The sequence below is a fragment of the Cysteiniphilum sp. GTC20157 genome (assembly GCF_055396795.1).
The window spans coordinates 397,056-409,329 of the sequence record NZ_AP044698.1 but is presented as its reverse complement, the minus strand read 5'-3'; the positions used below and the strand labels follow the sequence as shown (position 1 = coordinate 409,329).

The 12,274-nt window shown below is 39.3% G+C and carries 12 protein-coding genes; 4 read left to right on the top strand and 8 right to left on the bottom strand.

What is annotated here, in order from left to right:
* Positions 1-88: 88 nt before the first annotated feature.
* The 3 genes from secG to glmM are packed head-to-tail and all read right to left on the bottom strand — an operon-like array spanning position 89 to position 2,711.
* The gene (gene secG, locus ACZ5V8_RS01795) at positions 89-583 is read right to left on the bottom strand and encodes a preprotein translocase subunit SecG (RefSeq protein ID WP_464218116.1); all 495 of its coding nucleotides are present in this window, start codon (positions 581-583) and stop codon (positions 89-91) included.
* A 13-nt stretch (positions 584-596) separates the two neighbouring features.
* Positions 597-1,370: a triose-phosphate isomerase gene (tpiA, locus tag ACZ5V8_RS01790; protein WP_464218115.1), complete on the bottom strand. Its 774-nt coding sequence runs from the start codon at positions 1,368-1,370 to the stop codon at positions 597-599.
* Positions 1,371-1,382: 12 nt separating this feature from the next.
* The gene (gene glmM / locus ACZ5V8_RS01785; protein ID WP_464218114.1) at positions 1,383-2,711 is read right to left on the bottom strand and encodes a phosphoglucosamine mutase; all 1,329 of its coding nucleotides are present in this window, start codon (positions 2,709-2,711) and stop codon (positions 1,383-1,385) included.
* Between the two features lie 262 nt (positions 2,712-2,973).
* On the opposite strand from glmM, the gene ACZ5V8_RS01780 reads away from it, so the two are divergent.
* On the top strand, positions 2,974-4,530 hold the full coding sequence (locus ACZ5V8_RS01780) for an ATP-binding protein (RefSeq protein WP_464218112.1): 1,557 nt from the start codon (positions 2,974-2,976) through the stop codon (positions 4,528-4,530).
* Here ACZ5V8_RS01780 and dsbD read toward each other — a convergent pair.
* The 5 genes from dsbD to lexA all read right to left on the bottom strand — a co-directional run bounded on the left by dsbD (position 4,504) and on the right by lexA (position 8,986).
* Positions 4,504-6,357 (bottom strand): protein-disulfide reductase DsbD, encoded by a 1,854-nt coding sequence (dsbD, locus tag ACZ5V8_RS01775; RefSeq protein WP_464218110.1) that lies wholly within the window; start codon positions 6,355-6,357, stop codon positions 4,504-4,506. The genes ACZ5V8_RS01780 and dsbD overlap by 27 nt on opposite strands.
* Positions 6,335-6,544, bottom strand: a complete 210-nt coding sequence (xseB, locus tag ACZ5V8_RS01770) for an exodeoxyribonuclease VII small subunit (protein WP_117003579.1) — start codon at positions 6,542-6,544, stop codon at positions 6,335-6,337. Before xseB ends, dsbD begins: the two co-directional genes overlap by 23 nt.
* Entirely contained in the window at positions 6,534-8,012 is a 1,479-nt protein-coding gene (gene xseA, locus ACZ5V8_RS01765) for an exodeoxyribonuclease VII large subunit (RefSeq protein ID WP_464218108.1), read from the bottom strand. The genes xseB and xseA overlap by 11 nt, the downstream gene beginning before the upstream one ends.
* A 13-nt stretch (positions 8,013-8,025) precedes the next feature.
* Complete coding sequence (locus tag ACZ5V8_RS01760; RefSeq protein WP_440616010.1) at positions 8,026-8,172, bottom strand: hypothetical protein; 147 nt, start codon at positions 8,170-8,172, stop codon at positions 8,026-8,028.
* Positions 8,173-8,368: 196 nt separating this feature from the next.
* Complete coding sequence (gene lexA, locus ACZ5V8_RS01755; protein ID WP_464218107.1) at positions 8,369-8,986, bottom strand: transcriptional repressor LexA; 618 nt, start codon at positions 8,984-8,986, stop codon at positions 8,369-8,371.
* 259 nt (positions 8,987-9,245) lie between these two features.
* On the opposite strand from lexA, the gene ACZ5V8_RS01750 reads away from it, so the two are divergent.
* The 3 genes from ACZ5V8_RS01750 (at position 9,246) to cysS (ending at position 12,270) form a co-directional block, all read left to right on the top strand.
* Complete coding sequence (locus ACZ5V8_RS01750; protein WP_464218106.1) at positions 9,246-9,596, top strand: ArsC/Spx/MgsR family protein; 351 nt, start codon at positions 9,246-9,248, stop codon at positions 9,594-9,596.
* A 75-nt stretch (positions 9,597-9,671) separates the two neighbouring features.
* Positions 9,672-10,790 carry a tRNA guanosine(34) transglycosylase Tgt gene (gene tgt / locus ACZ5V8_RS01745; RefSeq protein ID WP_464218105.1) on the top strand — a complete coding sequence of 373 codons (1,119 nt, stop codon included), beginning with the start codon at positions 9,672-9,674 and terminating at the stop codon, positions 10,788-10,790.
* 91 nt (positions 10,791-10,881) lie between these two features.
* The gene (gene cysS / locus ACZ5V8_RS01740) at positions 10,882-12,270 is read left to right on the top strand and encodes a cysteine--tRNA ligase (RefSeq protein ID WP_464218699.1); all 1,389 of its coding nucleotides are present in this window, start codon (positions 10,882-10,884) and stop codon (positions 12,268-12,270) included.
* The last annotated feature ends 4 nt before the right edge of the window (positions 12,271-12,274 follow it).

Below are 12,274 nucleotides of genomic sequence, written 5' to 3'. Positions count from 1 at the left end.
AAACTTAACTTTACTATAAACAGCCTTTGACAAATCGCTACAAGCCCATAAGCAGCATAGCCCTTACCAATCAAAAACCCTACTTTAACTATTTAGTTGACGCGGGTATCGCTTCTTTTTCTTTAGTTGTTGCACTCTTCACATCAACTGCCTGCTTTGAATCATCATTAGTGTTTGACGTTGTCGCTGCTGGTGTTTTTAGAAGATTGCTCACTGGAAGTGTTGCTGTACCTTTGTTTTCTTTTGTATCAGTTGCTTTAGCCTGATCAATCAAAGCCTGTTGCGCTGCTTGCTGTTTTTGGTAATCAGCTTGCGACACCCCGCTTGATGTCTGAGTCTCAGCGCCCTTTGCATTCTGTTTGCCAATATAGCTTAAACTCACGCTTGTGACAAAGAAAACAGCGACTAAAAAAGCTGTGAACTTAAACATAAATGGCGCCGCTCCTCGGCTACCAAATACGGTTTGTGATGCACCTGACCCAAATGAGGCACCCATGCTTGCTCCTTTGCCTTGTTGCAACAATATCAATCCAACAATCAATATCGCAACAATAATATGTACAGTGATAACTAACGCTAACATTTATTCGCTTTGCCTATTTTACATGCTTTGCATTTTTAACTGCTTTTGCATGTTTAACAATTTCACCAAAGTCCTTCCCACAAAGAGAAGCACCGCCTATCAAACCACCATCAACATCAGCCAACTTCAATATCTCATCAGCATTCGATGGTTTAAGGCTGCCACCATATATAATTTTGATATTCTTGGCAAGCTCAACATGGAAGTTTGTGACGATCGAACGCAGGTAGGCATGGACTTCTTGGACTTGTGATGCCGTTGCCGCAAGCCCTGTACCAATCGCCCATACTGGTTCATAAGCAATGATAACATTTCTCAATTGATTGAGTGTCAGCTCGTTTAATACCGTACTAAGCTGAGTCTTCAATACTTCCTCAAGCTGACCTGACGTTCTTTCTTGCAAAGTCTCACCAACGCAAACAACAGCGCAAAGCCCCGCTTCAGTTGCTTTTTTGGCTTTTAATGCGACGTCTATATTACTCTCGCCAAATAGCGCACGACGCTCAGAATGCCCGACAATAGCGTATTGACAGTTAAAGTCCTTAAGCATATTGACACTAATCTCGCCAGTATAAGCACCGTTGTCATATTGGCTAACATTTTGCACTCCAAGAGCGACGCCTTTGATATTGTCGCTAACATACGGCAAATAGACATTAGGCACACACACTGCCATATCGGCAGAAAGCGAGTCTGTTGACAATTTATTTAGTGACTCACACAGACTCTTAATTGACAATAATGAGCCATTCATCTTCCAGTTGCCAATAATAATTTGCTTTCTCATTATTACTCCATATTAACCATTTAACTTTTCTTTAACTTTTTCAACCAGATAATCCACCCATTTCTTAGTAAGATCAACTGTTTTTGCTTCAACCATTACACGCAATACTGGCTCAGTACCCGAAGGGCGCAATACCACACGGCCATCACTGCCTAAGGTTTTCTCCACAAAACTGACATCTTCGATCAATAGACTCATATCATTAGCATCAAGCTTCTTTGCTAATGGGACATTGATCATTAACTGTGGCATTTTTTGACTACTCATAAGTGCTGATAAAGGTTTATTGACCTTTGTTAATAATGCCAATATTTGCAATGCCGCCATCAACCCATCACCGGTTGAGTTATACCGAAGATCAATAATGTGCCCCGAAGACTCACCACCAAGCGCCCAATTATTTTCAAGCAACAGCTCCATCACATAGCGATCACCCACTTTAGCACGCTTAAATGGCAAATTAAGCTTTGAAAATTCCTGCTCAATCGCAAGATTCGTCATCACCGTACCAACCACACCCTGTATATTTTCATTATATTTTGCTAGCGCCAGTAAAATATCATCACCATCGATCACGCAGCCAGTCTCATCAACAAGCATTATGCGATCACCATCACCATCAAAGGCAATGCCTAAATCAGCGTTTTGATTTATGACAGCCGTTTTTAATGCATCCAAATGCACCGCACCACAATTTTCATTAATATTTAAACCATCTGGATTTGAGGCTATATCGATAACATTTAAATTCAAATGCGCAAATACTTCTTTGGCGACACGAAACAGTGCGCCATTAGCGCAATCAACAATGATTTTTTTGTCACTCAAATTAATCTGATCCGCAAATAACCTCAAACAATGCTTGATATAGGGTTCAACTTCATTGATCTGACTATATATCTCACCAAACTCACCTTCTGGCTGATAGTAAAATGCCTCATCAATATAGCGCTCAATCTGATATTCAACATCATCAGGCAGTTTGTGCCCTTCAGGCGAAAACAGTTTAATCCCATTGTCATAAAACGGATTGTGTGACGCACTTAAGACGACTCCGGCTCCAGCTTTAAAAACCGGCACCATAAAGGCGACAACGGGGGTCGGCACCATGCCTAAATTAATCACATTGACACCCACAGCAGTGATCCCTGCAATAAATCCGGCCTTTAACATATCCGAGGAACGTCTAGTATCCTGACCGATAACGACCACAAGCGGCAAGCCTTTTTCACGAAGTGCTTGACCTACCGCATTACCCATCTTCATTGCAAATTCTGGAGTAATAGGACTAACGCCTACTTTCCCGCGCACACCATCGGTGCCAAAATATTTCCTTGCCATGTTTTTAATGCTTTTTAGATTTAAAACGCATGACATTATGCGCTACTTAATACAAATCGTTAAGTAATTTTCTCGGCGAAAGTCATATTTTCGCTGTGATAGTGCTTTAAAAACACTTAATCACAGACCACTCTCCACAAAAAACAAGGCAAATAGCAACCGTTATTATTTCTCACCTTATTGCTCACGTTCGTTTGACTTGAGTATATAGTATTAACAGGCTAAGATTGCTTCTAATTTTTAAAAAGCCAGCATAGATCACATGAAAAAACTTCCAATTGGTATCTCAGGTTTTGCAGAAGTCATCAGCAATGACCATCTCTATATCGACAAGACGCAACATATCTACAACCTGGTAGATAGAGGGAAATATTACTTCTTATCACGACCACGACGCTTTGGGAAATCGCTACTTATCGACACCATCAGACAACTTTTTCTAGGCAATAAAGAGCTGTTTAATGATCTATTTATAGAGAGACACTGGGACTGGCAAGTGCAATACCCTGTACTGCACTTTACCTTTGGTGAGGGCAATGCTGCCTCAACAGCAGAGTTAGATGCCAAAATCATGCGCTTCTTAGATGAATATTATCAAAGCTACCAAATAGAGAACGTCTACAGCGAAATCAGCAGTCGCTTTGCTTATTTAATTGAACAACTTGCCAAAAATCACCGTAAAGTTGTTATCCTCGTCGATGAATATGACAAACCAGTACTTGATAATATCGACAATACAGAGATTGCAAAAGCGATGCGTCAACGCCTTAGAAACTTCTATAGCGTGATCAAGTCTCAGGATGTTAATATTCAATTTGCAATGTTAACCGGCGTATCACGCTTTACTAAAATCAGTATCTTTAGTGAACTCAATAATTTAAAAGATATCACTCTAGACCAACGCTACGCCGACATTTGCGGTTACAATCAATCTGAGCTAGAACACTCTTTTAAAGACTATTTAACCGCTGGCAATGTTGATTTAACACATCTTAAGAAGTGGTACAACGGCTATAACTTTGCTGGTGAAAAGACACAAAGAGTTTACAACCCATTTGATATTCTACTATTCATTGATGGCGGCTATCGTTATCAAAGCTATTGGTTTGAAACGGCGACACCTGCTTTTTTGGTTAAGATGATCCAACAAAATCGTTACTTTATCCCTAACTTAGAAGATCTTGTTGTCAGTGAAACCATGTTATCGAAGTTTGATATTAACGATATGCCGATCGCCACTTTACTTTTTCAAACAGGTTATTTAACCATCAAAGAAATAACAGCACGCGGCAATCGCATGGCATATCGCTTGGGCTATCCTAATTATGAAGTGAAATCAAGCCTAAATGAATCTCTTGCCAATATTGGCACAACCACAGATAACAAAGATTTTATACTTGGTCGTTTAGTTAACAGTCTTGAACAAGGCAGTTTTGACGACTTAAAACTGATTTTAAGCAGTCACTTTTCCTCTATTCCACATGATTGGTATCGCAACAACCAGATCGATCAATATGAAGGGTTTTATGCCAGCATAGTCTATAGTTTCTTAAGCGCTTTGGGCTATGACACAATACCAGAGGACGTCACCAATCATGGCAAGCTCGATTTAACAATAATAATGGATGACAAAATTATCATTATCGAGTTTAAACTCGCTAAACTAGGTGATGCTAAGACCGCGATAGAACAGATCAAATCAAGAAAATATCCCGAAAAATATCTCGCTCTAGCTAAGCCCATCTACCTTATTGGCATAAGCTTTGATACTGAAGAACGCAACGTTGCTGAATTAAAGGTTGAGCTGTTCCAATCGTAAATTATTTGCAGGCTTAATATGCCGTTGTGAGAGCACTGTATTAAACTGCTGCTTCAATGTATTAATATCAACTACCCCAGCAATGCGCTTAATTTCACTGTTTTGTTGATTGCGCAAAATAAGTGTTGGTAAACCTAATACGTTCGCCGTTTTAAGCAGCTCTGTGCTATTAGCGTTATAGTCTGAAACATCCACCTTAATAACCTTGATCTTATTTTTCTTAAAGTACTCTTGCATAGCAGGCGATAGCAAAACCGCTTTAAGCTTTAAACAGTTCTCACACCAGTGTGCAAAGTAATCAATTAAAATATATTGATGTGTTTTTAATGCTAAATCGACTTGTCGCTTGAGCTCTTGGTTGTTAAAAACTGTAGTGAAGTCGTTTTGTGTAGAGGCTGTACTTGGTCTGTTTGTGGTGTTTAGGGTGTGATTAGCCACTACGGTTAACAGCGCCAAAAATAGCATAATAGCCGCGATAAAATGTTTGGTTTTTTGTTGAATAAATTCGGATATAACAGATGTGTAAACAAGATAGAGTAAATAAGCGCTAATTAATAGAACATATAGGCTAAAAATAATAGTTGCTAATAGAGCGATGCGGCTTAGAACGAAAATTGCCATTGCCAACATGGCAAAGCCAAAAATGACTTTAATTTCCTGCATCCATGCGCCCGATTTCGGTACAAAGCGCTTAAGCCCAAGCGCAATAAACATAAGTGGTATACCCATACCAAAGCCTAGCGCAAAAAGTGCTACTCCACCGTAGAGGATGTCGCCTGTTTGTACAATGGTCGTTAACACACCAATTAAAGGTGCTGATGTGCAAGGTGATAATACTAAGCTTGCAATTGCTCCCATGAGAAAACTCGCGAATATGCCACCGGTTTTAATATTATGTTGTGACTGTCCAAGGCGCGCGCTAAGCGCTTGAGGTAGCTGAATTTGAAATACCCCAAACATTGATAGCGCTAATACCACAAATAATAAAGAAAGTAAGATAATCACCCAAGCTTGTTGAAAGAAAATCTGAAAAGACAGCCCGATGCTACTAATAATGATACCTAAAATGGCATACATTACGGACATGCCTAGCACGTAGGAAAGCGCTAACAGAAAGCTGTAAAATTTACTGTGATTTTTACCGACAACGATGGCGCTGATAATTGGCAACATCGGTAAAACACAAGGTGTGAATGCAAGTAATAAGCCAATGCCAAGAAGTGCTAAAATGCCTAACCAGTTAAAGTCATTTTGCTCATAGGGCAATACACTTTGATCAATGGTGATTTCTTTGACTTGTGGCAAGTGGCATAAATTATTATCACAACTTTGGTATTTAACCTCGAGCTTACTTTTGGATGTTATTTCACCTGACAACGGGATACGCAATAATAATTGATTGGTATACACGGGCTCATTTTCAAACACAGGGTGTGTCGTTGCTGGGGGGAAGTAAACCTCACCGAGCTTTGCTTGATCAGCATGCTGCAGCTGTATGCTAATTTTGTTTTTATAAAGATACTGTCCTTTGGGAATACGCCAACACAAGGCTATTTCACCTTTGCTCTGGGTGTCAGTAACGCTTAGTTGACTAAAGGATTGTTCAGGCGAACTAAAGAGGTTAAAGTCAGTGAAATTATTTTTTGCTGGCAAACTATTCGTGCCAGAAAAGCCCATTAGCACAAACATCAATAACAACAACAAACTGTTTAATTGTCGCAACAACACAGAAAGCTCATCAAGGAAAGTAGTAATGGTGTCATGGTAGCACGATGCTGCTGGAAATGAAGTGCAACGTGGCGCCTTATAAATTATTTTTATTCTCAAATTCAGCGATAAACTTCTCAGCAGCAGCAATACGCTCTTTGCAAACCAAATAGCTCTTGGATGCTTTCTCCAACATTGGGGCAAGTTCATCAATCATATTGGGATTGTTTTGTCCCTGCTGAAGCTGGTAGTTTATCTCTTCTAAAATGGCATAATTTTCGGCATACGTTTTAGTTTTATTTGTCATTTGTAATCTCTGCTGCTATTTGCCCATCATGGTAATGAATGGTGAGTTTATCACAGCTTTTGGCACTTTGGGCAGAGGTAATATATTTCCCGCCACAACTCGTTAGGCTAAAGCCGCGCTTAAGTGTTGGTTCAATTGAAGCGTTTAAAATTGACTTATATTGTATTTGAATAGTGTTGTTGGCGTATTCTAGAGCTGCTTTTGCCTGTGTGAATGTATTGGCATGCCAGTGGCTAATTTGAAGTGTATGCTTTTGCAGTAAGGCTTTCGTTAACGTATTCACATGCGTTGCAATATATTCGATATTGCTTTGTGCAATACGTGTATAGCGATGTGTTAATTGCATTAGCTCATGGTAGTGGCGCTCATGCAGTTGTTTTTGATAACTTAAGGTTTCCCTTGAGAAGCTTATAATTAATTGGAAATAGTGCGCATAAATAGTTTTGTGATGATTAAGCGTTGTTTTTATAAGCTGTTGTGCTGCAGCGTGTTTAGATTCAACGTCTTTATGATGGTGCTGCACCCAGTGTCGTGCTTGGCTAATGGTGAAGTCAAAATGCTTTTGTGCATTTTGCGCTTTGGTAAGGATATTTTCTTTAATAAATTGGATTACTTTGGATGGGGTATCAAAGCTTTTATTGGCAAGCTCATCAAGTACCGTTTGATCACGCTTATGTCCAATGCCTATAAAAACCGCAATCGGCATATGACAAATTGCATTTGCTGGTTCAAAGTAATTAAAGCCGTCAAGATCGGATTCAGCACCTCCGCCACGTATAATGACGATACAATCATAGTTTTTTTGATGCGCTTTAATCGCTTTGTAAATCGTACGTAGCTGCACGGTGATATCAATCGCACAAGTTTTACCCTGCATGCTAGCATGATAAACATCGAATTGGCATAAGTGATGCTTATGTAAAAGTTCCGCTTCAGTAAAAAAATCTTGGAGCCCTGCGGCATGCTTGCTTGATATTACGGCAACATGCGTGAAATCAGTAGGTGTCGTAAGATTAAGATTTTTATGACGCAATTCCTCTTGCTCTAATCGAGTCAAAATAGCTTGTCTGCGCGCTTGGCGATCACCCAAGGTGAAATTTGGATCAATATCAAGAATATTAAGACTTAAGCCAAAGGCTTGATGAAAGCTCGGCTCAATTAAAAGCAATACTTTCAATCCTGACTTTAACGACTCACCTGTGCTGCGTTGGAATTTAGCATTAATCTTAATTGCCGTGTTTGCCCACATATTAACGCGTACTTTGGCAGTTATTTGTTGAGTGTTATCGTCAAACTCAACCAGTTCACCATAGAAATGTCCTGCATTTTTTTGCCATTGCGAGATTTCGCCACGCACCCAATAACCATAATGACCTTTAAATCGCTCATCAATGACTTGTTTAATTTGTGCTAAAAAATCACTTAATTTCAGAGTTTCTTTAGCAGAGGTTAGCGCCGGTGAATTCATACATTGTCTTGTGCTATTGTAAGTCTAAAATATCGCTAATTTTCAGGTCTAATGTTTTAGCAATCACCGATAAAGGCACACCGGCACTTAGCATTTCTTCAGCCTCAAGCTTAAGCTCGGTATGCCGCAAATTATTTTCAAATGAAGATGAATGTTTCATAAACCCTCCTAGTTTATTTTTATATTAATTTAATTCAGTTGACATTATACGCTTTGATACAGACGCTGCTTGAGCGCTTGGCGGCGTTGCTCATAATGTTTTTGTTCATATTTACTCAACTGCAAAGTATAACTGATTTGACCATTAAATTTCAGCATGATTTTCTCCTTCTCTTTTTTTATATTTTTTATATTTTTTATGGCAAAAATGACCTATCCAAGCGCATCCCCAAGTAAACACCTTGAATGCTCACGCGATGCGCAGGATAGATCATCGGCGGGAGGTCTTCATTGTGAGGGATAAGTGTTACAGTTTTATTATCCTGCATTTTAAATTCTTTTAATGTGGCTTCCTTTTCATCGATTAATGCCACGACAATTTGACCATTGCGAGCAATGTGTTGTTTTTGAATCAGCACTAAATCACCATCTAAAATGCCACTGTCTTGCATTGAGTTGCCCGATATTTTTAATAAGTAGCGATCAGGCATATTCAAAAGCTCAGACAAATCGATGGTTTCTATCACCTCATACGCTTCTAATGGTAAACCTGCGGCGATCGTACCGACTAATGGTAAATGAAGAAGGTTGTGCTGTTCATTATCTGCTTGATCAATAATTTCAATATGCTTGCGCTTACCTTTAGGGATGTGGATATAGCCCTTTTCTTTGAGCGCTTTAATGTAGTAAGAAACTGTAGCTTTTGATTTGAGATTTAAAGCGTCTGCAATATCACTAAATGTTGGTGAGTAGCCATTTTCAACCTGAAAACTTTGGATAATGTTTAAAACCTGCTGTTCTTTGTTATTTAACATGAACTTATCTCATTGCCGTTGATCTATCGCTTATTATGTTCTAAAAAAGTTTAAAATCAAGTGCAATATGCAAATAAGTTCAAATTAAGTTTAACATCGGGAGTTAACGAGTACTTCTTCGCCAAACTTACCATTGTATAGCTAGATGATAATTCGACTTAACATATGCGTATTACTTCAAAAGACCCAAAAATTATTGTTTGCGCTGCCAAATAAAATTAGTATTAACAACATTAGAAAATTCATTTGGATAATTGATATGTATAAGCTATACCACAACCCACGGTGCAGTAAATCGCGTGCGGCATTAGCGTTTTTAACGCAAAATAATTATGAAGTTGAAGTGATTGAATATCTCAATACGCCGTTATCTCAAACAGATACATTGCGCATTTTAGAGAAGTTGACCGCTGCCAAACATATGCTTATTCGCAGTAGTGATGATGATTTCAAAGCTTTAAACATCTCAGAGGTTGAAAAGCTTTCAGATAGTGAAATTGCAGAGATTTTATTAAAAACTCCTAAATTAATGCAGCGCCCAATATTGGAGACAGAAACCAAGGCGGCGATTGCGCGCCCCATTGAAGATATGATCGCTATTTTAGAATAATCATTAAAATAACATTTCCCCTTTTTATCTGAGCGTATATTATGAGCCCTTTATTGTCGATAGTGGTCGCATAACATGAAATTTACTTTATTAAAAAAGAGTGCCAAAGCGCGTCGCGGCACCTTAACGTTTGAGCGTGGACAGGTACAAACACCCGCGTTTATGCCAGTAGGCACTTATGGAGCAGTAAAATCTTTGTCACCTGAAGACGTTAAAGCCACGGGTGCTGAAATCTTACTTGGCAACACTTTTCACTTATGGTTGCGCCCAGGCACTGAGATTGTCAAAATGCATGGTGATTTGCATGATTTTATGCAATGGCAAGGACCGATATTAACGGATTCTGGTGGTTTTCAAGTGTTTAGCTTAGGCGCTCTTAGAAAGCTTACTGAAGAAGGGGTTACCTTTCGCTCGCCACTTGATGGCTCAAAAGTATTTTTAGATCCTGAAATATCAATGCAAATTCAGCGTGATCTAGGATCTGATATCGTAATGTGTTTTGATGAATGCACACCGTATCCGGCAACAGAGCTTGAAACAAAGGCATCAATGGAGTTGTCGATGCGCTGGGCATTAAGAAGCAAAATCGCACATGGCGATAATCCATCGGCTTTATTTGGGATTATCCAAGGTGGAATGTATGAGCATCTACGTGACCAATCCTTAAAAGCACTAACGGATATTGGCTTTGATGGTTATGCAATTGGCGGTTTGTCTGTTGGTGAGCCCAAGCCTGATATGATTCGTATTTTAGATCATACAGCACATCAAATGCCTGAAGATAAGCCGCGTTATTTAATGGGTGTTGGTAAACCACAGGATCTAGTTGAAGGTGTGCGCCGAGGTGTAGATATGTTTGACTGTGTGATGCCATCAAGAAATGCTCGAAATGGTCATTTGTTTGTCAAAAGCGGTGTTATCCGCATTCGCAACAGTCAATATAAAACAGATACAGCACCATTAGATGAGAGTTGTGATTGTTACACTTGTCAGAATTTCTCAAGAAGTTATTTACATCATTTGGATAAAACCAAAGAGAGCTTGGGCGCGCGTTTAAATACAATTCACAATATCACGTATTATCAACGTTTAATGAAAAACATTCGTACAGCTTTAGATGAAGATCATTTTGAGGAGTTTGTGCAGGAATTTTATAACGATATTGGTCAAACAGTCCCTGAACTTAAAGCATAAAATGACGCAATTGTGAATTGTGTATTTCAACCTTGCTAAGGCGATGGTAACATAGATTCATTATAACCATGCCAATGCAAGATTCATGAGTATCTATTTATACAATTCATTATCTGGAAAGAAAGAGCTTTTTCAGCCGATTAGCCCACAAAAATTAAAAATGTATGTCTGTGGCATGACGGTTTATGATGATTGTCATATTGGACATGCACGCACACAAATCGCTTTTGATGTTATTGTGCGTTATTTTCGCTTTTGCAATTACGATGTGACTTATGTACGCAATATTACCGATATTGATGATAAAATCATTAAGCGAGCCAATGAAAACGGTGAATCAACTGATGCACTCGTTGAGCGCACAATCAAAAGCATGTATGACGATTTAGATCGTTTAAATATTCTACGGCCTGATTTTGACCCACGAGCTACGCAAACGATTCCTGAAATGTGTCAGATGATCGAAAACCTCATTGATAAAGGCTTTGCTTATGCCCCAGGCAATGGTGATGTTTATTATCGTGTCGAAGCATTTAAAGACTATGGTAAATTAAGTAAACAAAGCTTGGAGCACCTGCGTGTTGGTGCACGAATTGAAAGCAATGAACAAAAAGAAAATCCTTTAGACTTTGTGTTGTGGAAAGCGGCTAAAGCTGGTGAGCCAAGTTGGGATTCGCCATGGGGGAAAGGTCGTCCTGGTTGGCATATTGAGTGCTCGGCGATGTCTAAAAATCTATTAGGCGATAATTTTGATATTCATGCAGGAGGTTCAGATTTACGCTTCCCACATCATGAGAATGAAATCGCGCAATCAGAAGCCGCGAATGGCTGCAGCTTTGCCAATTACTGGTTGCATTCTGGCATGGTTCAGATCGATGATGAGAAAATGTCTAAATCATTGAATAATTTCTTCACAATTAAAGAAGTGCTTGCCGAGTACCATCCTGAAGTGGTTCGCTTCTTTTTGATTTCAGGACAATACCGCAGTGAAATCAATTACTCTAAAGAGAATTTAGATCAGGCAAAAGCCGCTGTTGAGCGTCTATACACTGCATTGCGTGGTATTGATGTCACTGAAAACACAGTAGCATTAGCCGAAGCTGATCGGTATATTAATGACTTTAAGCAGGCAATGAATAATGACTTCAACACACCAGAAGCATTGCCAGTATTGTTTGCCATTGCTAAGGAGATCAATAAATACCGTACAAATGATCAACAAAAAGCAGCAAGCTTTGCGAAACTATTATTACAGCTTGCCGATGTGTTGGGTATATTGAAACATTCGCCTGAGAGCTACTTCAAGCATAGTGGTGCCAATGACTTAAGTGATGAGGTCATTGAGCACATGATTGCTGAGCGCATGGATGCGAAAAAGAATAAAGATTATGCCAAAGCCGATCAGATTCGCCAAACTCTAGCAGAACAAGGTGTATTGCTTGAAGACTCAGCAACGGGCACAATCTGGAAAAGAGCATAAGGCA

Coding starts and splice junctions, on each gene's coding strand:
- xseB (WP_117003579.1), bottom strand. CDS start 6,544: ATGACAAATAAAACTAAAACGTATGCCGAAAATTATGCCATTTTAGAA.
- tgt (WP_464218105.1), top strand. CDS start 9,672: ATGAAATTTACTTTATTAAAAAAGAGTGCCAAAGCGCGTCGCGGCACC.
- lexA (WP_464218107.1), bottom strand. CDS start 8,986: ATGTTAAATAACAAAGAACAGCAGGTTTTAAACATTATCCAAAGTTTT.
- tpiA (WP_464218115.1), bottom strand. CDS start 1,370: ATGAGAAAGCAAATTATTATTGGCAACTGGAAGATGAATGGCTCATTA.
- ACZ5V8_RS01760 (WP_440616010.1), bottom strand. CDS start 8,172: ATGAAACATTCATCTTCATTTGAAAATAATTTGCGGCATACCGAGCTT.
- xseA (WP_464218108.1), bottom strand. CDS start 8,012: ATGAATTCACCGGCGCTAACCTCTGCTAAAGAAACTCTGAAATTAAGT.
- ACZ5V8_RS01780 (WP_464218112.1), top strand. CDS start 2,974: ATGAAAAAACTTCCAATTGGTATCTCAGGTTTTGCAGAAGTCATCAGC.
- glmM (WP_464218114.1), bottom strand. CDS start 2,711: ATGGCAAGGAAATATTTTGGCACCGATGGTGTGCGCGGGAAAGTAGGC.
- secG (WP_464218116.1), bottom strand. CDS start 583: ATGTTAGCGTTAGTTATCACTGTACATATTATTGTTGCGATATTGATT.
- ACZ5V8_RS01750 (WP_464218106.1), top strand. CDS start 9,246: ATGTATAAGCTATACCACAACCCACGGTGCAGTAAATCGCGTGCGGCA.